The 22,944-nt window shown below is 59.0% G+C and carries 24 protein-coding genes; 8 read left to right on the top strand and 16 right to left on the bottom strand.

Annotated elements, in window-relative coordinates:
• Positions 1–76: 76 nt before the first annotated feature.
• On the top strand, positions 77–2,338 hold the full coding sequence (locus tag QMG56_RS09640) for an NADP-dependent malic enzyme (RefSeq protein ID WP_230186348.1): 2,262 nt from the start codon (positions 77–79) through the stop codon (positions 2,336–2,338).
• 40 nt (positions 2,339–2,378) lie between these two features.
• Here the strand turns inward: QMG56_RS09640 and QMG56_RS09635 are convergent, their stop codons facing one another.
• On the bottom strand, positions 2,379–3,659 hold the full coding sequence (locus QMG56_RS09635) for an MFS transporter (protein ID WP_281822340.1): 1,281 nt from the start codon (positions 3,657–3,659) through the stop codon (positions 2,379–2,381).
• 79 nt (positions 3,660–3,738) lie between these two features.
• Positions 3,739–6,066: a TonB-dependent receptor gene (locus QMG56_RS09630; protein ID WP_281822460.1), complete on the bottom strand. Its 2,328-nt coding sequence runs from the start codon at positions 6,064–6,066 to the stop codon at positions 3,739–3,741.
• A gap of 226 nt (positions 6,067–6,292) precedes the next feature.
• Between QMG56_RS09630 and QMG56_RS09625 the strand changes: the two genes are divergently transcribed.
• A complete protein-coding gene (locus QMG56_RS09625; RefSeq protein ID WP_230186346.1) occupies positions 6,293–6,901 on the top strand; it encodes a TetR/AcrR family transcriptional regulator in 609 nt (202 codons plus the stop codon).
• Here QMG56_RS09625 and metW read toward each other — a convergent pair.
• Together metW and QMG56_RS09615 are read right to left on the bottom strand one after the other, a co-directional pair.
• Complete coding sequence (gene metW, locus QMG56_RS09620; protein ID WP_230187208.1) at positions 6,898–7,488, bottom strand: methionine biosynthesis protein MetW; 591 nt, start codon at positions 7,486–7,488, stop codon at positions 6,898–6,900. The two genes, QMG56_RS09625 and metW, sit on opposite strands and share 4 nt — an antisense overlap.
• On the bottom strand, positions 7,485–8,639 hold the full coding sequence (locus tag QMG56_RS09615; RefSeq protein WP_281822337.1) for a homoserine O-acetyltransferase: 1,155 nt from the start codon (positions 8,637–8,639) through the stop codon (positions 7,485–7,487). Before QMG56_RS09615 ends, metW begins: the two co-directional genes overlap by 4 nt.
• Before the next feature lie 99 nt (positions 8,640–8,738).
• On the opposite strand from QMG56_RS09615, the gene QMG56_RS09610 reads away from it, so the two are divergent.
• A complete protein-coding gene (locus QMG56_RS09610) occupies positions 8,739–9,860 on the top strand; it encodes a histidinol-phosphate transaminase (protein ID WP_281822336.1) in 1,122 nt (373 codons plus the stop codon).
• Positions 9,860–10,768: a prephenate/arogenate dehydrogenase family protein gene (locus QMG56_RS09605; RefSeq protein WP_281822334.1), complete on the top strand. Its 909-nt coding sequence runs from the start codon at positions 9,860–9,862 to the stop codon at positions 10,766–10,768. Before QMG56_RS09610 ends, QMG56_RS09605 begins: the two co-directional genes overlap by 1 nt.
• 3 nt (positions 10,769–10,771) lie before the next feature.
• On the opposite strand, the gene QMG56_RS09600 is transcribed toward QMG56_RS09605, so the two are convergent.
• From QMG56_RS09600 to QMG56_RS09550, 11 genes are all read right to left on the bottom strand, one after another.
• Complete coding sequence (locus tag QMG56_RS09600) at positions 10,772–11,254, bottom strand: MmcB family DNA repair protein (protein ID WP_281822332.1); 483 nt, start codon at positions 11,252–11,254, stop codon at positions 10,772–10,774.
• A gap of 126 nt (positions 11,255–11,380) precedes the next feature.
• Positions 11,381–12,043, bottom strand: coding sequence for a cell wall hydrolase (locus tag QMG56_RS09595; RefSeq protein ID WP_230186341.1), 663 nt, complete (start codon positions 12,041–12,043; stop codon positions 11,381–11,383).
• A gap of 179 nt (positions 12,044–12,222) precedes the next feature.
• Positions 12,223–12,558, bottom strand: a complete 336-nt coding sequence (locus tag QMG56_RS09590; RefSeq protein ID WP_281822331.1) for a DUF1491 family protein — start codon at positions 12,556–12,558, stop codon at positions 12,223–12,225.
• Positions 12,555–13,040: a PaaI family thioesterase gene (locus QMG56_RS09585; protein WP_281822329.1), complete on the bottom strand. Its 486-nt coding sequence runs from the start codon at positions 13,038–13,040 to the stop codon at positions 12,555–12,557. Before QMG56_RS09585 ends, QMG56_RS09590 begins: the two co-directional genes overlap by 4 nt.
• Positions 13,018–13,485 carry a PTS sugar transporter subunit IIA gene (locus QMG56_RS09580; protein WP_230187207.1) on the bottom strand — a complete coding sequence of 156 codons (468 nt, stop codon included), beginning with the start codon at positions 13,483–13,485 and terminating at the stop codon, positions 13,018–13,020. Before QMG56_RS09580 ends, QMG56_RS09585 begins: the two co-directional genes overlap by 23 nt.
• Before the next feature lie 156 nt (positions 13,486–13,641).
• The gene (gene hpf / locus QMG56_RS09575) at positions 13,642–14,235 is read right to left on the bottom strand and encodes a ribosome hibernation-promoting factor, HPF/YfiA family (protein ID WP_230186338.1); all 594 of its coding nucleotides are present in this window, start codon (positions 14,233–14,235) and stop codon (positions 13,642–13,644) included.
• A 103-nt stretch (positions 14,236–14,338) separates the two neighbouring features.
• Positions 14,339–15,037 carry a DNA polymerase III subunit epsilon gene (dnaQ, locus tag QMG56_RS09570; RefSeq protein ID WP_281822326.1) on the bottom strand — a complete coding sequence of 233 codons (699 nt, stop codon included), beginning with the start codon at positions 15,035–15,037 and terminating at the stop codon, positions 14,339–14,341.
• A gap of 24 nt (positions 15,038–15,061) precedes the next feature.
• Positions 15,062–15,658 (bottom strand): dephospho-CoA kinase, encoded by a 597-nt coding sequence (gene coaE / locus QMG56_RS09565; protein ID WP_230186336.1) that lies wholly within the window; start codon positions 15,656–15,658, stop codon positions 15,062–15,064.
• A gap of 11 nt (positions 15,659–15,669) precedes the next feature.
• Positions 15,670–16,488, bottom strand: a complete 819-nt coding sequence (aroE, locus tag QMG56_RS09560) for a shikimate dehydrogenase (protein ID WP_281822325.1) — start codon at positions 16,486–16,488, stop codon at positions 15,670–15,672.
• Complete coding sequence (locus QMG56_RS09555) at positions 16,485–17,087, bottom strand: nucleoside triphosphate pyrophosphatase (RefSeq protein ID WP_230186334.1); 603 nt, start codon at positions 17,085–17,087, stop codon at positions 16,485–16,487. Before QMG56_RS09555 ends, aroE begins: the two co-directional genes overlap by 4 nt.
• Entirely contained in the window at positions 17,084–17,917 is an 834-nt protein-coding gene (locus QMG56_RS09550; protein ID WP_230186333.1) for a pyruvate, water dikinase regulatory protein, read from the bottom strand. The genes QMG56_RS09555 and QMG56_RS09550 overlap by 4 nt, the downstream gene beginning before the upstream one ends.
• A gap of 284 nt (positions 17,918–18,201) precedes the next feature.
• Here QMG56_RS09550 and hemE point away from each other — a divergent pair, with 284 nt between their 5' ends.
• From hemE to QMG56_RS09530, 4 genes are all read left to right on the top strand, one after another.
• On the top strand, positions 18,202–19,260 hold the full coding sequence (gene hemE, locus QMG56_RS09545) for a uroporphyrinogen decarboxylase (RefSeq protein WP_281822323.1): 1,059 nt from the start codon (positions 18,202–18,204) through the stop codon (positions 19,258–19,260).
• 16 nt (positions 19,261–19,276) lie between these two features.
• Positions 19,277–19,717 (top strand): CopD family protein, encoded by a 441-nt coding sequence (locus tag QMG56_RS09540; protein ID WP_281822322.1) that lies wholly within the window; start codon positions 19,277–19,279, stop codon positions 19,715–19,717.
• A 154-nt stretch (positions 19,718–19,871) separates the two neighbouring features.
• On the top strand, positions 19,872–21,128 hold the full coding sequence (rho, locus tag QMG56_RS09535) for a transcription termination factor Rho (protein WP_230186330.1): 1,257 nt from the start codon (positions 19,872–19,874) through the stop codon (positions 21,126–21,128).
• Between the two features lie 112 nt (positions 21,129–21,240).
• Positions 21,241–21,963 (top strand): YjbE family putative metal transport protein, encoded by a 723-nt coding sequence (locus QMG56_RS09530; protein WP_281822321.1) that lies wholly within the window; start codon positions 21,241–21,243, stop codon positions 21,961–21,963.
• A gap of 3 nt (positions 21,964–21,966) precedes the next feature.
• On the opposite strand, the gene QMG56_RS09525 is transcribed toward QMG56_RS09530, so the two are convergent.
• Complete coding sequence (locus QMG56_RS09525) at positions 21,967–22,944, bottom strand: quinone oxidoreductase (RefSeq protein ID WP_281822320.1); 978 nt, start codon at positions 22,942–22,944, stop codon at positions 21,967–21,969.

The following is a 22,944-nucleotide window of genomic DNA, read 5'->3' as shown; positions in this document are numbered from 1 at the left end:
TTTGCCGCAACGCTTGTCGAAAGCCTATCAAAGCCGCTAGGGCACCAATGAACACGGCGGCGAAGGAACAAGACACATGACCGAAAAATCGAACGTGGAGTTTTCGGAACGCGAAGCGTTGTTCTTCCACTCGAGCGGACGGCCGGGCAAGATCGAAATCATCGCTTCCAAACCAATGGCGACGCAGCGCGATCTGGCGCTGGCATATTCGCCCGGTGTGGCCGTACCGGTACGCGCGATCGCAGAAGATCCAGCGACCGCTTATGATTACACGGCCAAAGGCAATCTGGTGGCCGTCATCTCGAATGGCACTGCGATCCTCGGCATGGGCAATCTGGGTGCGCTTGCGTCCAAGCCGGTGATGGAAGGCAAGGCAGTGCTGTTCAAGCGCTTTGCCGATGTCGATTCCATAGACATTGAGCTCGACAGCGAAGACCCGCAGGCCATCATCGACGCCGTCGCATTGATGGAACCCAGCTTCGGGGGCATCAATCTGGAAGATATCAAGGCGCCTGAGTGCTTCATTATCGAACAGGCCCTGAAAGAACGGATGAAAATTCCGGTCATGCACGATGATCAGCACGGCACCGCGATCATCTGCGCCGCCGGCCTTATCAACGCACTCCACCTTACCGGCCGCGACATCAAGGACGTAAAGATCGTCGTCAACGGTGCCGGCGCGGCAGCAATCGCCTGTACGGAGCTGATCAAGGCAATGGGCGTGCCGCACGATCAGGTCATCATGTGCGACCGCAGCGGTGTCATCTATCAGGGGCGCGCCGAGAGCATGGACCAGTGGAAATCGGCCCATGCTGCCAAAACCGATGCCCGCACATTGGAAGAAGCGCTAAAGGGCGCAGACGTCTTCCTGGGCCTTTCTGCCGCTGGCGCGCTCAAGGGTCATATGGTCAAGGAAATGGCCGCACAGCCCATCATTTTCGCCATGGCCAATCCCGATCCGGAAATCACGCCACCCGAAGCCAAGGCTGCGCGTCCGGACGCCATCGTGGCGACAGGCCGGTCGGATTATCCGAACCAGGTCAATAACGTCATCGGATTCCCCTTCATCTTCCGCGGTGCGCTCGACGTGCGCGCCACCGCCATCAACGAAACCATGAAAATTGCCGCTGCGCAGGCCATTGCCGCGTTGGCCCGCGAAACCGTGCCTGAAGAAGTTGCCAAAGCCTATGGCAAGCAGCACAGCTTTGGCACCGATTACATCATTCCCGCGCCATTCGATCCACGCCTGATGGAAATCGTGCCTGCTGCGGTCGCACAAGCCGCGATGGACAGCGGCGTCGCGCAAAAGCCGATTACCGATATGGCGGCCTATCGCCAGTCGCTCAAGGCACGCCTCAACCCCACGACCTCGGTCCTGACGCTTGCGTATGAAGGCGCAAAGGCCGAACCCAAGCGTGTAGTCTTTGCCGAAGGCGAAGAGGAAGTGGTGCTGCGCGCCGCGATCCAGTTCCGTGACGGCGGTTATGGCATTCCGGTCCTTGTCGGACGGCAGGATGTTTACGACCGGCTGCGCGCATTGGGCGTCAGCGATCCCCACAGCTTCGAAGTGCATAACAGCGTAAACTCGCCGCTGGTGCCCAGGATGGTGGACTTGCTGTATCAGCGTCTGCAACGTCGCGGCTATCTGTATCGCGATTGCGAGCGGATGGTAAACCGGGATCGCAACATCTTCGGCGCGCTGCTGCTAAAGCTCGGCGAAGCCGAGGCCATGATCTCCGGCGTGACCCGCACCTATTCGCAAACCATGCGCGAAGTGCGTCGGGTAATAGACCCCGCTCCGGGCCGAACGCCCTTTGGCATTCACGTTCTCGTTGGGCAGAGCCATACGGTGTTCATGGCCGACACCACAGTCAACGAACGTCCCACTGCGGCAGAACTGGCCGACATCGCGATAGATACGGCAGCTGTGGCGCGGCGTATGGGGCATGATCCGCGCGTGGCGTTCCTATCCTACTCGACCTTTGGCAATCCATCGGGCAACTGGTTGAACAACCTGCGTGAAGCCGTTGCCATTCTGGACGAGCGCAGTGTCGACTTCGAATATGAAGGCGAAATGGCGCCCGATGTGGCGCTAAACCCGGCCGTCATGAAGAATTACCCTTTCAGCCGCTTGTCCGGTCCCGCCAATGTACTGGTGATGCCCGGGCTGCAATCGGCGAACCTGTCGGCCAAGCTGCTGCGTGAGCTTGGTGGCGATTCGGTGATTGGGCCAATGCTCGTCGGTCTGGAAAAGCCAGTGCAGGTCGCTACGATGGCCTCGACGGCCAGCGAACTGGTGACGCTCGCTGTGCTGGCAGCTGGCGGGATCGCACTGTAATCTGAAAAGGCGGCGGCGGTTAGAATGATAGCCGCCGCCTTTATCCTACCCAGTCTCGGCGGAGAGATTTTGCCGCCAGAGCCATTAGCAACGCCGCAAGCAGATAGAAGCTGAGCGCCGCGAGAATGGCGTATCGTAATGCTTCCGCGCCGTAGCTTGCCGTCAGCGCGTCCGACATCGCGCCCAGGATCATCGTCCCTAAGCCGATACCTATCAGATTGTTGATGAACAGGAAGGACGCGGACGCTGTCGCACGCATCTGCGGCGGGACCAGATGCTGGATCGCGCTGAGGACGGGGCCAAGCCACACATAGGACAGTGCCTGCGGCAACAGAAAGAGCAGGAACGCTGCCGTCACCGAAGACGATAATACGCCCGCTGCAAAGAAGGGAACGGCCAGCAGATAAGCGATGGCGGGGACACGCACATAACCGGCCTTGTCCCGCGATCCCATCCAGTCGCCCAGCCAGCCGCCGGCAAGCACACCCACGACCCCACCCAGCAGCAGCACTGCGCCATAGAATTGCGATGTCTGGACAAGATCGAGACCGAAGCTGCGCTGCATCAGGCTGGGCAGCCAGAAGGCGATGCCATAGCCGCACATCGAGCTGCACGATGCGCCAAAGGAAATCAGCCAGAAGCTGGGCTTTCGCGCAAGTATCCCGAACGCAGCGCTCATAGGTGCCTTTTCGACGGGAGCGGTATCGAATTGCCCGTTTGCCGGTTCACGCACGATCAGGCGAAACAGCGGGGCGATAACAACGCCTGCGATGCCCACGGCGATGAAAGCGCTGCGCCATTCGACGAGCGCGGCAACATATCCGCCCAGTAATACGCCAGCGGCCGATCCCAGCGGGATGCCGAGTGAGTATATGGACAACGCCCGTGCGCGTTCATGGCTGGGAAAATATTCGGCGATGACCGCGTAGGACGGCGCTACGCCACCAGCTTCTCCCACCCCGACGCCCAAACGGAACAGGAAAAGCTGGAGGAAGCTCGTCGCCATACCGCATAACGCTGTAAATCCGCTCCATATCGTCAGCGAGATCGTAATGACCCACGTTCGACTGGTCCGATCGGCCAGCAATGCCAAGGGAATCCCAAGCGTGGAATAGAGCAGCGCAAAGGCGATACCGCCCAGCGCGCCCAGTTGCGTATCAGTGAGGTTCAACTCGGCCTTGATTGGCCCGGCGAGTATTCCCAAGATCTGCCGGTCGAGGAAATTGAAGGTGTAGACCAGCAGCAGCATTGCCAAAACCACTGCGCGATAGCGACGGCTGGGGGCAATGGCCGGAGCAGTTTGCATTTCGACTGCCTTCATTCTTCAATTTCCCCGCGTAAACCAGATACGCCGGATGGGAAACATGTCCCACCTGGCGCATACATACTGGATCGCGGTATCAGAACTTGACCGAACCGGTAACGAAGACCTGACGCGGATTGCCATAATAGGCTGTCAGCACGCCTTCGCGACCCAGGGTCGGGATCAGCGCACCGGCCCCTGTCCGATTGAAGTTGCCAGTGTCGGGGTTCTGGCTGAGGAAATTATAACCCGACACGATATACTTCTTGTTCGTGAGGTTGCGGCCGTGGACGCCCAGCGAGAATCGATCGCTTTCCGAACTCCACACCAGGCTGGCGTCCCACAAGGCGAACTTACCCTGATCGAGACCCGGCGTACGCAATTCGAACTGCTGGCTAGCACTGCGATAGGCAAGTGTCGAACTGGCGTTCAGGTTGCCACTGCCGATCGGCGTAGAATAGGCAAGCGTGCCACTCGCCGTCCATTTGGGCGTGTTCTGGAACTTGCGGCGATCCGCAACGTCGATACCGCGTGAGTCGATGAACCGCTTATATTTGGCGTCGATGTAGCCCAATGCCCAGTTGAAGTTCAGGCGATCGCCTTCCGTTCCGAAGTCGCGGGCAATGGCTAGATTGCCTTCATATTCGATGCCGCGAATACGCGCCTTTCCTGCATTGGTGGTGACCCCGATAAATGTCTGCTGCCCGTTGATGATCGCGCCGACGGAACCCGGCACCTGCACATCGCTATAATCCGCATGAAAAGCCGCCAGCGCCATCGTCAGGCGACGGTCGAACAAAGACGCCTTGTAACCGACTTCATAGCTTTCGACGGTCTCCGGATCGAAGGAGAGGAAATCGAAAATTTCCTGATAGCTTCGCACACCATCGCGATTGGTGTCCGGTGCAGCGGTACTGACGCCGCGCGGGTCGAAGCCGCCGCCCTTGAAGCCCTTGGCATAGCTGGCGTAGATCGTGTGGTCAGGCGAAGGCTTGAAGCTCACCGATGCACGCGGCGTAAATTCCTTGAACGTCTTGTCGCCGGTGAAGTCGGACGTGGTGGCAAACAATGTGCCATTGCCCCCAAAGAACGGGGAACCTCCCCCCAGATAAGTACGGCGCAGAACGGTCGAGCTGCGCTTGTCCCACGTATAGCGGCCGCCGACCGACACGCTAAACATCTGGCTGAGATCGTAGGTAAAGTCGCCGAAGATCGCGAAGGTTTCCGTGTCCACGTCGCCGAATGTCAATGCCGTCACGCCATTGGGGAGGCGCACATCGAACGCGGTGCGCGCATTGGCATCCAGGAAGTAACCCCCGATCAATCCGTTGAACGGGCCGGCGTCGATCAGCAACTGCAGTTCCTGCGAAAACTGCTTATTGTTGTAGAAAGCAGGGACGTCGACATCGACCGCCGCCAATGAATCGAAGTCGATCGGGGTTGCGCTGTCATCTTTGCGATAGGCCGTGATGCTGCGCACCGTGAACATGTCAGTGGGTTTCAGTTCAGAGAACAACGAAACGCCCCATGCTTCGATATCCTGCTTGGGATCGAGCAGCCCGCCACGTGTATCATAGACATCGTTTAGAACCGGAGCGCCGGTGAACAGGCCGGGAATAAGCCGATGCCCGCCACGTGGATTGCTCTTGTCCTTGGTATAGTCGCCGGTCAGGCGGAAGAATGCATCTTTCGCTTCGACCTGTGCCGTCAGACGACCTGCCCAGACGTCCTTGTTATAATTGTCGTCACCCGTCGTAAGGTTATCGCCGAACCCGCCACGGCTGAGGCGCGCGACTGCGCCGCCCAGTTTCAGCGTACCGTTGCCTACAGGCGTGCTCGCCGTGATGACACCATCCGCCTGATTATAACTGCCGTACGTGCCGCGTATCTTCAGCATGGGGTCGTCACCAAGCCGCTTCGTCACATATTTAACCGCGCCACCAATGGTGTTGCGCCCATAAAGCGTGCCCTGCGGTCCACGCAGCACTTCGATCCGTTCGACATCGTAGATATCCAGCACCGCAGCCTGTGGACGGTTGAGATACACGTCGTCCAGATAAAGGCCCACGCCCGCCTCGAACCCGGCAACAGGATCCTGCTGACCCACGCCACGGATGAAGGCCGTCAATGTCGAATTGGTGCCGCGCGAAGTTTCGAGAGTGACATTAGGGGAAGAATTGGAAATGTCGGTGATGTCGATGGCACCGGTGCGCTCCAACGTGTCCCCGGAGATCGCGGTTACTGCAATCGGGACATTCAACAGGCTTTCTTCGCGACGCCGTGCCGTAACAACGATGCCGCCGTCGTCATCCGAAACACCCGCTTCCTGCGCAACGACTGGGGACGCCAGGATGCCGCAACATGCCACCGAAGCCAGAGCCAATGTACGAACGGCCGAAATACCAACGGAATGACGCAAAGCCATCATGTAATCCTCTCCCTGAAGGCACCCTGTTTGTAACTGCGCGTTACGGGTTGCCAGTTGCTTTCAAATCCAATACTGAAAGTTGAACCACCTTTCAACTTGAAAATGGAAAGGGGGTCGCGTGGGCGAAAAATGCGACAAATTAGCCACGCAGTGTAAACGAGCACAGGTTCCGGCTGGCGTTCCTGTTCGGTTACATACGCATCGCATGGGAGAGTGAAGGCGGATGAAGGTTGAGGAACCATCGGCTGATGCGAAGGCACCGCGCACCGCGCGTGGCGAACGCACACGTCGTGCGATACTGAATGCGGCCGCCGCTGAATTTGGCGAAAAGGGCTTCCATGAAGGGTCGATCAGCGGGATCACCCGTCGGGCCGGCTGTGCGCTGGGTAGCTTCTACACCTATTTCGATACGAAAGACGCTGTATTCCGCGCATTGGTCACCGACATGTCGGCACAGGTGCGCGACTATGTCGGACCCCGCATTGCCGCCGCGCCGGATCAGATCGCAGCGGAGAAAGAAGGCTTACTCAGCTTTCTGGAATTTGCCCGCGCGCACAAGGAAATTTACCGGATCATCGACGAGTCGGAGTTCGTTGATCAGGCGGCCTATCGAACGCACTACGAAACCACCGCCGAACGCATTACGAGCCGCCTGAAAACTGCTGCCGAACGAGGTGAAGTTCGCTCAGACGTCAACGAAGTCCATGCATGGGCGATTATGGGGATGAACGTTTTTCTGGGCCTGCGCTATGGCGTGTGGGACGAAAGCGAAACTCCCGAAGACGTTGCCCGGATCGCAAACGACATGCTCGCGCGAGGTATCGGCGCTTAACGTCGCAGCAGGAACACCGCATGCTGCGCGAACAGGTTCGCATTGGTATGCGTGGTTTCCTTGACGCCATTCAGAAACCACTGACCGTCGATCGACCAGCCACGATCCTTCACCAGTGCCCGAAAATCGTCGATCGTCAGGTGGTGGATGTTGAGTGTGTCGTACCAGGTATCCGGTAGCAGCCGTGTCACCGGCATACGACCGCCAAAGGCCAGCGACAGTCGGCCGCGCCAGTGCGCGAAATTGGGGAAGCTGACAAACGCCTGACTGCCGATGCGCATCAGTTCCTCGACAACCCGGTCGGGGCGGCGCGTCGTCTGCAGCGTCTGGCTCAGGATCGCATAATCGAAACTCCCTTCGCCATAATAATGCAGGTCTGTGTCCGCGTCTCCCTGGACCACCGATAGCCCGCGCCCAACCGCCGATGCCACATTGACCGGGTCGATCTCCAACCCGCGTGCGTCGACGTTGCGCTGGTCGCGTAGCGCCGCCATCAGCGCGCCATCGCCGCAGCCGACATCAAGCACCCGTGCCCCGGGCGTGACATTGCGCGCAATCAGCGCCAGATCAGGGCGTAGCACCTCTATCTCTGTTCCCCCGCCCGTAAGAAGCCGTCGACTACGCGATTGAGTTCCGGTGCCTCAAGCAGGAATGCATCGTGACCGAAAGGGCTGGCAAGTTCGACGAAACTGGCTTGCGCGCCTGACGCATTGAGCGCGTGGACGATGACACGCGATTCCGCTGTGGGATACAGCCAGTCGGTATCGAAGCTGACCACGCAAAAGCGCGCTTTCGTTTTGGCAAAGGCACGGGCGAGGCTGCCCTCGTGATCCTCGGCAATGTCGTAATAGTCCATGGCGCGAGTGATATAGAGATAGCTGTTCGCGTCGAACCGCTCGACGAAGCTCAGTCCCTGATGCCGCAAATAGCTTTCCACTTGGAAATCCGCGTCGAAGCCGAACGTCTTTTGCCCGCCGGGACTATCGGGACGCGCCTGAAGCCGACGCCCGAATTTTTCCGTCAGCCCAGCTTCGGAAAGATAGGTTATGTGCGCGGCCATGCGTGCGACCGCCAGTCCCGCGCTTGGGACATCACCATCGGCATAATAGTCGCCGCCGCGCCAGCGTGGATCGGCCATGATCGCCTGCCGCCCCACTTCGTGAAACGCGATATTCTGTGCGCTGTGTCGAGCAGTCGATGCGATGACGACCGTCGATTCGACTCGCTCGGGGAATATTGTCGGCCAGGTCAGCGCCTGCATCCCGCCCATCGACCCACCGATGACGGCCCGCAGCCGATCTACGCCCAGATGATCGAGCAGCAATGCCTGCGCCCGCACCATGTCGCCAATGGTGATGACGGGAAAGCGCATCGCATAGGGTTCATCCCTCGTCGGATCGACGCTGGCGGGGCCGCTCGATCCCATACAGCTTCCCAGCACATTGGCACACACGATGAAGTGTCGGGAGGGATCGACCGGCTTGCCTTCGCCGACCATACGCCACCACCAACCGGGCTTGCCGGTCAGCGGATGCTGTGAGGCGACATACTGATCGCCAGTAAGGGCATGGCACAGCAGAATCGCATTCGATCGGTCCACGTTAAGCGTCCCGTACGTCTCATAGGCAATATCGACCGGCGTCAGCATCGCACCGCTGTCCAGCCGTAGCGGGCCGGACAAGCGCACCTGTCGGCCAAGGCCGAAGCGGCTGTCGCTGGGTGCAGGGACGGTAGCCATATCTGGCCGCTAGGGTGCGCGGAGAAAGCTGTCAATCATTGCACCACACCGATTCGGCTCCCTTTGCGTAGCGCAGGCTTTCCCGCTAAAGCGCGGGCCATGACAAAGACCCCATCACCGACATTGAATTCGCCGCAACCCAAGGACTGGATCCTGGGTATCTCCGCTTATGTACCGGGTAAGGCATCGAGCGCCGATGGCCGCCCGCTCATCAAGCTTTCCGCCAATGAAAATCCTCTGGGAACCGGCGATAGCGCCCGTGCCGCGTTTGATGCGGCGAGTGTAGACCTCACCACCTATCCCGATCCCGGCGCAACCCGGTTACGCGAAGCGATAGGCGCCAAGCATGGTTTGGATCCTGCGCGTATCATATATGGTACCGGTTCGGACGAACTGCTGCACCTCGCCGCCAGCGCCTATGCAGGGCCGGGGGATGAAGTGCTATACGTGCGCTATGGCTTTTCGGTGTATGATATCGCCGCGCGGCGTGTCGGCGCAACACCGGTTGTCGCACCTGATCAGGACTATGCGACCGATGTCGACGCGCTGTTGGCAGCGGTGACCGACCGCACCCGTGTCGTCTTTCTTGCCAACCCGAATAACCCGACAGGCACCATGACGTCAGTCGCCGAAATCGCGCGCCTTCATGCCGGATTGCGATCCGACATATTGCTGGTTCTCGATCAGGCCTATGCCGAATATCTGGAGCCCGAAGAGGACGATGGCGGGCTGGCGTTGGCGCGCGACGCAGGCAATGTCTTCGTGACACGTACTTTCTCGAAGATTCATGGGCTTGCCGCAGAGCGCATCGGCTGGGGTTATGCCGCGCAGCCGGTGATAGACGTGCTGCATCGCATCCGTGCGCCATTCAATGTAACGACGGCTGGGCAGGCCGCTGCGGCTGCGGCGATAGCGGACGATGCATGGATCGACGCAAGCCGCGCACATAACACGCGCTGGCGCGAATGGCTGGCGGCGGAAATGACGGCACTGAGCAATCATGGACTGCGCGTCGTGCCGAGCAAGGCGAATTTCCTGCTCATTCTGTTCGAAGGCACGCTGACGGCCGAAGAGGCACTGAACGGATTGATGGCCGAAGGCTATGCGACGCGCTGGCTGCCGGGGCAGGGGCTTTCCAACGGTCTGCGCATCACCATCGGCACCGAGGACCAGACACGCGACGTCGCGCGCATCGTCCGTAGCCTGGTGGAAGCGGCCTGATGTTGCCTTTTGCCCGTGTGACGATCATCGGCTTGGGCTTGATCGGATCGTCGCTCCTGCGCGCGATCCGCGCGGAGATGCCAACCGTAATACTCACCGGGCACGATGCGAGCGCGGAAGTGCGAGAGACCGCGCGGCGGATCGGCTTGGCCGACGACATCACCGATACGGCAGGCGCAGCCGTTACGGATGCCGATTTGGTGATACTGTGCGTGCCGGTGGGTGCAATGGCGGCAGTCGCCACTGACATTGCGGACGACCTGCCCGCCGATGCGATCATATCCGACGTAGGATCGTGTAAGGCGGAGATACTTGCCGCTTTGACGGCTGCGCTCCCCAATAATCCGATTATCCCGGCGCACCCCGTCGCAGGCACCGAAAACAGCGGACCGGAAGCGGGCTTTGCCAGCTTGTTCAAAGGTCGCTGGTGCATCATCACGCCACCAGCGGACGCCAATCCTGTCGCCGTCGAGCGCGTATCGGAATTGTGGAAGCGAATCGGTGCAGACCTCGAAATCATGGATGCCGCGCATCACGATCTGGTGCTCGCCGTTACCAGCCATTTACCGCATCTCATTGCCTACACCATCGTCGGTACGGCCAGCGATCTGGAAAACGTGACGCGATCCGAAGTCATCAAATATTCCGCAGGTGGCTTTCGTGACTTCACGCGCATCGCGGCTAGCGATCCGACCATGTGGCGCGACGTATTCCTGTCGAACAAGGATGCGGTGCTGGAAATGCTTCAGCGATTTTCGGAAGATCTGTCTGCCTTGCAGCGCGCGATCCGCTGGAATGATGGCGACGCACTATTCAACCTCTTCACCCGCACGCGCGCCATTCGCCGTTCGATCATCGAAGAGGGGCAGGACGATCCCGCACCCGATTTCGGCCGCGCGCATGGCTGAGTCCTAAAAGCCGATCTCGGCCGCATAATCGGGATCGGACAGTGCCGTCAGGCGCCGGGCTGCTCGGCGGGCAAATCGTAATGTTTCCGCCTTGCGCCGCGCTGCCGCCAGCGGCTCCGTCGGGGCAGGCCGGATGATTTCCGCATCATATTGGTCCGCGACGATCAACCCGGTGCGGGTTGGCCATAGCACTTCACTTTCGAACGGCGCCAAATCAAAGCCCGCCGGTACAGCCCAGAAATAGCGATCGCAATACTCGAAATAGTCCGCCCACTTCGCGTCACCCAGCAAGTCAGCGCGGCTGCACTTGATTTCTACGATGACGATATGCCCTGCCAGATCGATCGCCATGATGTCGGCGCGGCGCCCGTTGGGCAAAGGCACTTCGGAAATACCGAACAAGTCGTGGCGCTGAAAGAGTCGAAGAACCCCGCGCGTGACGGCCAGCGCCGTTCCCGGAGGGCAATCTGTAAGAATGGAAGCCATGCTTCACACTAGAACAGGAAGTGAACAAATAAAAGGCCGATTCCGGTATCCCTGCTCGGCCTTTTTTTGCTCTCCCCGCATTCCCACGACCACTGTCAGCAAAAGCGACGGGCTGGGGTAGCTATCTCAGCGATAGAAGATGTGATTATCGATGGAGGCCAGCCGTGCTTTGCCCCAACCGGGGGATACGCGACGCGCATGAAAGAACAGGGCGCCTTCGGCTGGGTTCTTCCAGGCATCGTTGATAGCGATTTGGGAAATGGCGACGGCTTCGTGCCAGTCGCGGGTCTGCGTGCTCGGCTGCGGTATGCTGCCGCCACGCACGAAGCTGAACTGGCTGGGCTGACGCACGACGCCGCACAAGCTGTCCGCAAAGCGGCCCGAGCGGGCGCGATTGATGATGACGCGGGCTACGGCGAGCTGTCCAGTCAGGCTCTCGCCTTTCGATTCATAATAGACGGCACTGGCCAGGCAGCGCATATCGTCATTGATGTCAGCGGGAAGCGTCTGCTCGTCGACCAGCTCAGCAAGCGAGGACGCAGTCTGGGCGTCCTGGGAAACATTTGCCGACTGGGACGTTGATGTCGTGCTGGTTGGCTGAACCACTTCCTGCGGCGCGGCGAAGGTAACGCCTGCAGCCTGAGGAGCGGTTGAATTGGGAAGCGCGCGGAGCGTAACGGGAATAGTCTCGTTAGATCCTGCCGCTTGGGAAGCGTCACTTGCCATTACAGCGGCAAGTGCAGACAAAGTAAATGCGGCCAGTGTTGCGGCCTTCAAACGGAAACTCATTCTAACCCAGAATAATGCGGTGAGTCGGCCAGGACACCGTGCCCGTATCGAGCTTATCTTGCGTCCGGTCGCCCCCCGTCTGCGTGTTTACCGTTTTCGCCCCCCATTGAACGAAATTGCGGCAACCTGCGCGTTGGCGTCGGCGCGCCTATGAATGGACCGTTCCGGGGAGTCAACGATCAACAGAGCGATTCAGCGGCCAACCGTTCCGCATCCGCGATATCAAGCTCTATTAACCATAGATCGGGATCGGACCTGCGACGACGGGCAATATATTCTGCCATCTCGTGCGGCGCTGAGCTCTCCTTTGGCCCACAGGACGCAAGTGTGTAGCCCTCAGTGTAATCCGAAATACGCTCAAACAGGCCGGTTTGTTCGCCTTTTTCCAAACATTGCAGCAGGATAACGCCACTGATCGGATCGCCGCGATGGAGGACCATGGCAAAGCCTCCCTCATTTTGCACCCGCCTGATAAGCGCACCTACCAGCATATGGGTGGCCAAACGCGCGGTCATGCTGCGGTGCGGTATCCTGGCAAGGATGACAGCGGAAATTGCGACCGCATAAAAGTGCCGGTGCCGCGCCCGACTTCCTCGCCTTCACTGTCGATCAGGCTCGCTTCGGCCACATAGACCCGGCGCTTCCCGCTGATCCAGCGCCCTTCGGCACGCAATCGCCCCGGATGAATCGGGCGCGTAAACAGTAGGTTGAAACTTGTGGTCAGAAGGAAACGATCGCTGACCAGACTGTTCGCAGCGTAAAAAGCCGCATCGTCCAGCATCTTGAAATACACGGTGCCATGTACGGCACCGGCAGCATGGAACAGCGTTTCATCAACGTCGAAGTCGATATGCGATACGCCCGCATTCGAGATCGTCAAATCGGAACGAAACAAGCTATTGATGGGCGCCGAACGATAGAGCTGCTCCAGCGCACGAAAATGCGCTGCTTCCCCACTGGGCGGCGTAGCGTCGTCAGGCAGCGTCACGAGCCTCATTACCCGAAAGCAAAGCGAACAGCGCTTCACGAGATCCGACACCCCGGAGTCGTGCAATCTGTGCATCGTTACGCAGGTAGCGTGACACCCGCGCCAACGTCTTCAAATGCTCAGCCCCGCTATCGAGAGGTGAAAGAAGAGCGAACACCACATCCACCGGCGCGTTATCCACCGCGTCGAATGGAATGGCAGATTCCAGCAAAATCACCAGACCGCATACCCGATCCAGCCCCGGAATCTTGGCATGGGGAATACCGACGCCACCGCCAAAACCAGTCGAACCCAGACGTTCACGCTCAGTCAATCGATCGAACACAACGTCTGCAGCCAAACCATAATTGGTGGCCGCCATGTCTCCCAATTTTTGGAAAAGTTGCTTCTTGCCGCTGACCGAAACGCTGGTAGCCAGCGCTTCAGGCGTTAATATATCGTCAAAATGGACCATGTCGTACCTAATGGGGTCAATCGCACATTCTATAAAGACCGGTGTTGACCAATCCTGAACGCCATCGCTGAACCAAAGCATGGCCCGTAGACCCCGACGGCCAGAACGTCAATAAAGGTGGGCCGGAACAATGATGTCCCGGCCCCATACAAGCTATTATACGCGAGGTTCGACCCAGCCAATGGTCCCATCGTTGCGCCGATACACCATGTTATAGGCAGACGTGCCCGCGTTGAGAAACAGCAACGCATTGGTGTTGCGCAGGTCGAGCATCATCACCGCGTCAGACACCGATGCCTCGGGAATATCGACCCGCGTTTCCGCGACGATCAATGGCGCGTCCGAAGGCTCCTCATTGTCTTCAGGCTGTGCAAAAACCGTGTAACCTGCACCATCGAACGCAAGGGCATCGACACCGTTACTGCGCTTGTCTTCCGCGGCAGCGGTCTGCGTATGGCGATCCTTGAGGCGTCGCATATAGCGACGAAGCTGCTTTTCGATGCGGTCAGCCGCCTGATCGAAAGCAACATGCGCATCCTGGGCTTCGCCGGCACCCTTAAGGATGAGGCCAGTCATCACATGGGAAACGATATCGCAATGGAAAGCGCCATGCGGCGCTGTGCTGAAAGTCACTTGCGCGGAAATGGCGCGCGCGAAATATTTCTCGGCCACCGCTTCGAGCCGCGTCCAGACGTGCTGCTTCAGCGCGTCGCCCGTGTCGACCTGATGTCCGGAAACACGAATATCCATTTTGCCTTCTCCTTCTACGAGCCGGTCCGTCGGGGAAGACGGGCCGGTGAACGTTCCGGACCGACCCAGGAAGGGCAAGTCCGGATATATACGGAGCAGCCAATCAGGCCGCTGCCCCGCTTAGCCAGAGCGGCTTGTCGAGCGTTGCGATGAACGCTGCATGTCGCTCCAGTTCCTCGGCACTGGCGCAATGCGGCCGTGCCGGACGGACCGGACGAACGGTCGAAACAAGGCTGCGTTCCATCGCGTCAGCCTGTCCGGTACCTTCGTCGGCCAGTATGAGACCGATCTGTCTTCCCCCGGTCAATTCGATGTAAAGTTGCGCAAGCAGTTCCGCATCGAGCAGCGCGCCATGCTTGACACGATGGCTGCGGTCGATGCCGTAACGGGTGCAAAGGGCATCAAGGCTATGCTTGGCACCGGGGTGCAGCATCCGTGCCATCGCCACTGTGTCCACCATGCGATCCAGGGAAATCGGATCGCGCGCAATCAGTTTCAGCTCATGATTCAAGAAACCGAAATCGAACCGGGCAATGTGTGCGACCAGCGGTGAATCGCCCAAAAACTCCAGCAACGCATCCGCGCCGTGCAGGAACAGCGGCTTGTCGCTCAGAAACGTATCGGACAAGCCGTGGATGGCTTCTGCACTGGCGGGCATGGAACGTTGCGGATTGAAATAAGCGTGGAACGTTTCGCCGGTCGGGACGCGATTGACGAGCTCTATACACCCGATCTCTACAAGCCGGTCGCCGCTGGCGGGGTCGAAACCCGTGGTTTCGGTATCGAATATGATTTCGCGCATAGGCCTTCCGACTCTGGAAGGATACTATCGGCCCGCTTTGGCATGAAGGCAAGCGACGAGACGACGGACCTGCGCGCGTGTGCGATCGAATGTCGTACCGGTATCGACAAGATAATCCGCGCGACGCCGCTTTTCCGCATCGGGCGTCTGCAGATGTCGGATGCGACGAAACTTGGCCGGCGTCATGCCGGATCGCGCCAAGACGCGCTTGCGCTGTTTCCAGGCCGGAGCGGTGACCACGATAACACCCTCCAGTTTCGCCTGCACATGGGTTTCAAACAACAGCGGAATATCCAGAACGACTAGTCGCCGCGCTCGGTTTCGTCGCAGAAAGGCCGCTCGGGATTGCTGAACCGCCGGATGGACAATAGCTTCCAGTGCCTTGAGTTCATGGGGGTGGCCAAACACTGCCGCGCCCAGCTTCGGGCGGTCGACACCTTGCGGACCGGTGGTGCCGGGAAAGCGCGCCTCTATCGCGGCAAGGATCGCCCCACCCGGCCCTTGCAACCTGTGCACTTCGGCGTCGGCATCGAACACCGGCACACCCTGTTGCCGCAGCATCGCGGCAACCGCGGATTTCCCCATGCCGATCGATCCTGTCAAACCCCAGACTTGCGCCATAACGTTCTCGATCAGGCCGTCAGCAAGGCGCGCAGTTCGGCGTCATGCTCGCGCGGCGCGTCGGCGTCGAAGAATATGTCGAAGGCCAGCGCCGCCTGCCCGATCAACATTTCCAGTCCATCGACCGTAGCAAGGCCGCGCGCCTTCGCCGCCGTGAGCAAGCCTGTTTCCAGCGGTGCGTAGACGATGTCATAAACAAGGGCGCTCGTCGGTTGGGCCGATAGATCGAGATCGAGCGGTGGCTGACCGAACATACCCAACGATGTGCTGTTGATAACCAGATCGACGGGTGGAAGGATCGCGTCCATTGCGATGACTGTGCCGGTAATTCCGGCACGATCCAGCAAAGCTTGCCCTTTGGTCGCGTCACGCGCCATGATGGTGATCGTCTTGACGCCAAATGTCGAGAGCGCGAACAGAATCGCACGCGCCGCGCCGCCCGCCCCGATCAACAGAGCATGCTCACCCTTCCACTTGCGGACGACCAGCGCCTGAAGAAAGCCGCCGGCATCGGTATTAGTGCCGATGAGCGGACCGCCGGTTTCGCTCGCAATCGTGTTCATCGCACCGATCCGGTCGCGCACGCCACCGGGATCGTCAGTATACTCCATCACTGCGATCTTATGGGGAATCGTGACATTGCAGCCCAGCCAGTCGGGATCGGCGCGACGCTGCAGGAAATAGGCCGACAGGCTTTCGGGTTTCACATGCGTCTTGCGATATTCCGCTTCGATCCCGAGCTTTTCCAGCCAGAAATTGTGGATCAGAGGCGACTTGCTGTGCTGAATCGGATCGCCGATTACTTCGGCATAGGGCATGTTCTGGGTCATGCACGCAGAAACCCACGGACGCGCAGGAAGTCAAGCAAGGGGAGCAGTGGAAGGCCCTGAATCGCGAACTGGCTCCCTTCTACGCGGGAGAAGAGTTGCGCGCCTGGGCCTTCGATCCGATAGCAGCCTACGCACCAGCGGCAATCTTCCCAATCTTCTCCCAGATAGCCATCGATGAAATCGGGTGAGAGAGGCCGTACGGTCATCTTCACACGTTCGATATGCCGCCACACCGGCGTCCCGCCCTGCGCGATGACTGCCGCGCTGTGGAGATAATGTGTGCGACCTGACAGTAGCATCAGGATACGTCGGGCATCAGCTTCGTCGATGGCCTTGTCTATCATTTCGCCATCGTCGAGGCTTAGCGTCTGATCGCACCCGAGCACGAGATCGCCCGGCGCGCGGCGCGATACCCGCAAGGCTTTAAGTTCGGCCAAGGCATCTGCAAGCGCCCGCGCATCCAGCCCATCGGCGCGCAACGCTTCCTTGGCCGCATCTTCGTCCACACCCGGTGCCACGGCATCGAAAGGTACGCCTGCCGCGGTCAGCAATGCGCGACGGCTGCTGCTTTGCGAGGCCAGTATCAGGGAAGCACTCATGCGGTTTTCGGTTCGCCTTCCTTCAGCACACGTTCGTTGAACAGGTTAATGATCGCCGCCGCTGCTTCCTCGATCGATCGACGCGTCATTTCGATCACTGGCCAGCCATTATCCGCGAAAATCCGCCGAGCAAAGGCGACTTCGGCTTGTACTCGGTCGAGATCGACATAAGGGGTTTCGGGCGCCTGATTCAATGAAAGCAATCGGTTACGCCGCACCTGCACCAGCCGGTCCGGGCTGATGGTGAGGCCCACCACCATGGGATGCTTGAGCCGATAGAGACTCTCAGGCGGCGGAGATTCAATCACGAGGGGAATATTGGCCGTCTTGTACCCGCGATTGGCCAGATAGATCGACGTCGGGGTTTTCGATGCGCGTGACACGCCGGCCAGCAGAATATCGGCTTCTTCCCAATTTTCATGCCCCACTCCATCGTCATGCGCGATGGTGAACTGGATCGCTTCGATCCGCGCGAAATAGGCTTCGTCGAGAATATGTTTGCGGCCAGGCCGATTGCGCGTTTCCTGTCCCAGAATGTTGGACATCGCGTCGGTTACCGTATCGAGCGCGGCTACATGCGGAAGGCCAAGCGCGCGACACCGGTTCTCGAGCTTACGCCGCAAGTCGCTGTTCGCCAGCGTAAAGAGCACCAGCCCCGGATTGTGGGAAATTTCCTCCATGATCCGGTCGAGATGCAATTCGGATCGGACCATCGGCCAGAAATGGCGGATCGCCTCAACATTTTCGAACTGCGCGATCCCCGCCTTGGCGATGTTCTCCAGCGTTTCGCCCGTGGAGTCCGACAGAAGGTGAAGATGCAGCCGCGTCATGGTGCGACTCTGTTGGGGAACTGTGGATAAAGCAAGGGACGAAACCGTGGATGGAAAAGTCGCCCGATTTGCTCCGCACTGCCCGCAAAACAATCCACAGCCCCCCAACAGGCCGATATTTTCATCCACAGCCTGTGGATAACGGGGGTAAGTGGAACGACTCTGTCCGGAATCTTGAACTTTGCAGAGTCAAACTGTTGGCAAATGGTGGAGCAGTGGATTACCCCCGTTGCCAACTGACTATCATCATCTTCATTCCTTATTAACTTATTAGAATAGAGTATATGAGCGGACCTGATAGCGATGTGCCTCTCGCCAATGCGGCGACGAAACCTCTGTTGCGCGTTGTCGCCGGCGAGCGGCTCGATCCGCCACCAATGTGGCTTATGCGGCAAGCAGGGCGCTATCTGCCTGAATATCGTGCTTTGCGTGCAGAAAAGGGCGGGTTCCTCGAACTGGTATACGACAGCGCCGCCGCTGCTGAAGTTACGATCCAGCCGTTGCGGCGTTTTGCCTTCGATGGCGCCATTCTGTTTTCTGACATTTTGATCGTCCCCTACGCCATGGGACAGAAACTGTGGTTCGAGGCAGGTGAAGGGCCGCGTCTGGCGCCGACGCTCGACACGACTGAGCTTTCTACGCTGGTGCCCGATTTCAGCCGGTTTGAGGCTATCTATGAGACCGTGCGGCAGGTTAAGGCGCAACTTGCCCCGGAAGTGACCATGCTGGGCTTTGCCGGCAGCCCCTGGACCATCGCGACCTATATGGTGGCGGGGCAGGGCAGCAAGGATCAGGGTGCGGCCAGACGCATGGCCTATGCCGATCCTGAGCGGTTCGGTGCGCTGATCAATGCGATCGTCGAAGCGACGGTCGAATATCTCTGTGGGCAGATCGACGCAGGCGTGGAAGCGATCCAGTTGTTCGATAGCTGGGCGGGCAGTCTTGCCCCGCTAGAATTCGACCGTTGGGTGATAGCTCCCAATGCCAAGATCGTTGCGGCCGTCAAAGCCAGGCGACCTGGCACCCCGATTATTGGATTCCCCAAAGGCGCTGGCGCCAAACTTGCCGATTATGCAAAAGGCACGGGCGTCGATGCGCTGGGGCTGGACGAAACCGTCGATCCGCACTGGGCCAACGCCGTGTTGCCTCAGGGCTTGCCGGTGCAAGGCAATCTTGACCCGCTGGCGCTGGTATCGGGCGGGGCGGGCGTCAAGGAAGCAGTGGATAACATCCGTGCCGCTTTCCCGGACCGGCCGCATATCTTCAACCTGGGCCACGGGATTTTGCAGGACACGCCGATTGACCATGTCGAGGCGCTGATTACATTGGTGCGGGGATCGTGAAGATGAGTAAGCACGCATGACAATTTTGGGAGCGGCCTATCTCTGGGTGAGGGCTGCACATCTGATTTTCGTCATTTTCCTGATGGCCGGGCTGTTTATGCTACCGCGCTTTTTCGTCTATCATCAGGAAGTGCCAGTCGGCTCCGAGGAAGATCGCAAGTGGATCGACCGCGAATCCAAGTTACTGAAAATAATCCTCAATCCCTCACTCATCATCGTCTGGGTGTTGGGATTGCTGCTGGCTTACGACATCGGCGCGTGGACGATGGGCTGGTTCCATGCGAAGCTGCTGCTGGTAGTCGCCTTGTCGGGCTATCATGGCTGGCTGGGCGGCTATGCCAAGAAACTGGCGCGTGGGCAGCGGACATTGAGCGACAAGAAGCTCCGTTTGCTGAATGAAGTGCCGGGGATAGCCGTGGCCGTCGTCGTCATCCTGGTGATCGTAAAGCCGTTCTGACAATCGCGCCATCTATCGCACATCGCCTTGACTTGATCCGTGCTGCCGCCTAACGCAGCCAAGTCTCCTTTGCCGCTCGGGCGCGAGAATTTCTTTTCCGTTATCTGTCCGAGCAGGCGCTTTCCCTATCGTCATACTCGCCGGAATCAGCCCGATGCACCTTAAAGACCTCAAGAAGAATACGCCCGCCGAACTCGTCTCTATGGCCGAGGAACTGGGTGTCGAAGGCGCCTCGACGCTGCGCAAACAGGATCTGATGTTTGCCATTTTGAAGGCGGAAGCCGAAAATGGCGAACAGATCATGGGCGAAGGCACGATCGAAGTGCTGCCCGATGGCTTTGGCTTCCTGCGTAGCCCGCAAGCCAATTATCTGGCCGGTCCGGACGATATCTATGTGTCCCCCAACCAGGTGCGCAAACATGGTCTGCGCACCGGCGATACCGTTGAAGGCGAAATTCGCGCACCCAAGGATGGCGAGCGCTATTTTGCCCTGACCAAGATCAGCTCGGTCAATTTCGACGACCCCGATGCCGTCCGTCATCGCGTTAATTTCGACAATCTGACGCCGCTCTATCCCGACGAGAAACTGAATCTCGATACGCTCGACCCTACCGTCAAGGACAAGTCGGCCCGTGTCATCGACATCATCTCGCCGCAGGGCAAGGGCCAGCGCGCGCTCATCGTCGCGCCGCCGCGCGTGGGTAAAACCGTGTTGCTGCAGAACATCGCCAAGGCGATTACCGACAACCATCCCGAAGTGTTCCTGATCGTTCTGCTGATCGACGAACGCCCCGAAGAAGTTACCGACATGCAGCGCAGCGTGAAGGGCGAAGTCATCTCCTCGACGTTCGACGAACCCGCACAGCGCCACGTCCAAGTTGCTGAAATGGTTATCGAAAAGGCCAAGCGTCTAGTGGAGCATAAAAAGGATGTCGTCATCCTGCTCGACTCGATCACGCGCCTTGGCCGTGCCTACAACACGGTTGTCCCATCATCGGGCAAGGTGCTGACCGGCGGTGTGGACGCCAACGCGCTGCAACGCCCCAAGCGCTTCTTCGGTGCTGCGCGTAATATTGAGGAAGGTGGCTCGCTTTCGATTATCGCAACCGCCCTGATCGATACCGGTAGCCGCATGGACGAAGTCATCTTCGAAGAGTTCAAGGGCACGGGTAACTCGGAAATCGTGCTGGATCGCAAGGTTGCCGACAAGCGCATCTTCCCGGCGCTGGATGTGGGCAAATCGGGCACCCGCAAGGAAGAATTGCTGGTCGACAAGGCGAAGCTCAGCAAGATGTGGGTGCTACGCCGCATCCTCATGCAGATGGGCACGATCGACGCGATGGAATTCCTGCTCGACAAGATGAAGGATTCCAAGACCAACGAGGATTTCTTCGATTCAATGAATCAGTAGAATGCTGACATGGAAGTGTCCTGGCCCGTAGTGGCGGGAACACTTCCATAAGCATATCGTTTGCCGCAGGAAGCCAAGCTGCGCTTCCCATGAATGATGTCGGAGATTCGCTTTGATCGATTTGCTGATGATGGCCAGCGCCGCTGCGACGTCGCTCGGTTCGCCCGCGGACATCTGGGGGCATATCGTCCACGATTTCTCAAATATCACCTCGCCAAGCCAGCTTGCGGCATTCGGTCAGGTGTTGATGATCGACATCATGCTGGCCGGCGATAACGCCATCGTAGTTGGTGCGTTGGCCGCCGGATTACCCACAGCGCAGCGCAAGAAGGTCATCCTGATCGGGATCATCGCGGCGTTGGTGCTGCGGATCGGTTTTGCGCTCGTGGTCAGCCAATTGATGCAGATCGTTGGGCTTATCCTTGCCGGTGGTTTGCTGCTGTTGTGGGTATCGTGGAAAATGTACCGCGAACTGCATCCTGCAGGACAGAGCGCGGGATCCGAGGAAATTGAAGGCGATGAGCATAGCGGCGTAAAGCCTGCCAAGAGCTTCGCTGCGGCCGCTTGGGCGGTTGCAGTTGCCGATGTCAGCATGAGCCTCGACAATGTGCTCGCCGTGGCTGGAGCGGCGCGCGATCATCCGGGCATTCTGATCATCGGCTTGATCCTGTCGGTCGCGCTGATGGGCGTTGCAGCCAATATCATCGCCAAATATATCGAGCGTTTCCGGTGGATTGCTTACATTGGTCTTGTCGTTATCGTCTACGTTGCGGTCAAGATGATCTACGAAGGCTTTACGGATACCAATGTTGGAATAATGACGCTGTTTTCCTGAACTTTAGGGAATAAGCACCGTCGATCCTACCGTCTTCCTGGATTCCAACGCGCGGTGGGCGTCGGCGGCATTGGTCAGGGCAAAACGCTGTTGAATGTCCGACGTTATTACGCCTCGGGAAAGCTGGTCGAACAGGCGCTGATCCAGACGGCGATAGTCGGCATCTTCACGAATATAATCGAACAGGGTAGGGCGGGTCACGAACAGCGATCCGCCTTTGCTAAGTTCCAGCACGCTGAACGGCGGCACAGGACCGGATGCATTGCCAAAGCTCACCATCAGGCCTCGTGGGCGCAACGCAGCGAGCGACTCACTCCAACTGGCCGCACCCACGCCGTCGAATACGGCATCCACTCCCTTGCCGGCAGTCAGATCGCGCACGCGCGCCGCGAGCGTATCGAAATCACCGATCAGGCTATGGGCCGCTCCAGCCGATAGCGCGCGTGCCGCCTTTTCGGGCGATCCGCTATGCGCAATAACTGTGACGCCCATGTCCGCCAGCCACGACACCAGCAAAGCGCCTACGCCCCCCGCTGCAGCATGAACGAGTGCGGTTTGACCCTTTGTCATGCGCGCGCAATCCTCGGCGAGAAAAGCGGCTGTCAGGCCCTTGAGCGTTATCGCTGCGGCCACGTCGCAAGGAATATCGTCGGGCAACGTGAGTAAGCGACTGGCAGGCAGGATGCGATGCGTGGCATAGCTTCCGGGTGCGGCGGATGCATAGGTCACACGGTCGCCCACCGCGACAGTGTTTACAGCATCGCCAACGGCAATGACGATTCCCGCCGCTTCCCCACCCAATCCTGTGGGTAACACTGCAGGGTATAAGCCTGTCCGCACATAGATATCGATGAAGTTCAGGCCTATAGCTTCATGGGCAAGCAATACTTCATCCGGTCCCGGAGCACCTGGGTCGAAGCTTTCTCTTTCGATTGCGTTCGGCCCACCCGGAGCGCGAACGATCAGGCGCCAAGGGTCCAT

Origin of the sequence: Sphingobium sp. BS19, from assembly GCF_027925545.1 — a bacterium.
GTDB lineage: Bacteria > Pseudomonadota > Alphaproteobacteria > Sphingomonadales > Sphingomonadaceae > Sphingobium.
Note: the sequence above shows the minus strand (reverse complement) of the source record. Positions and strands in the feature narration are given on the sequence as shown.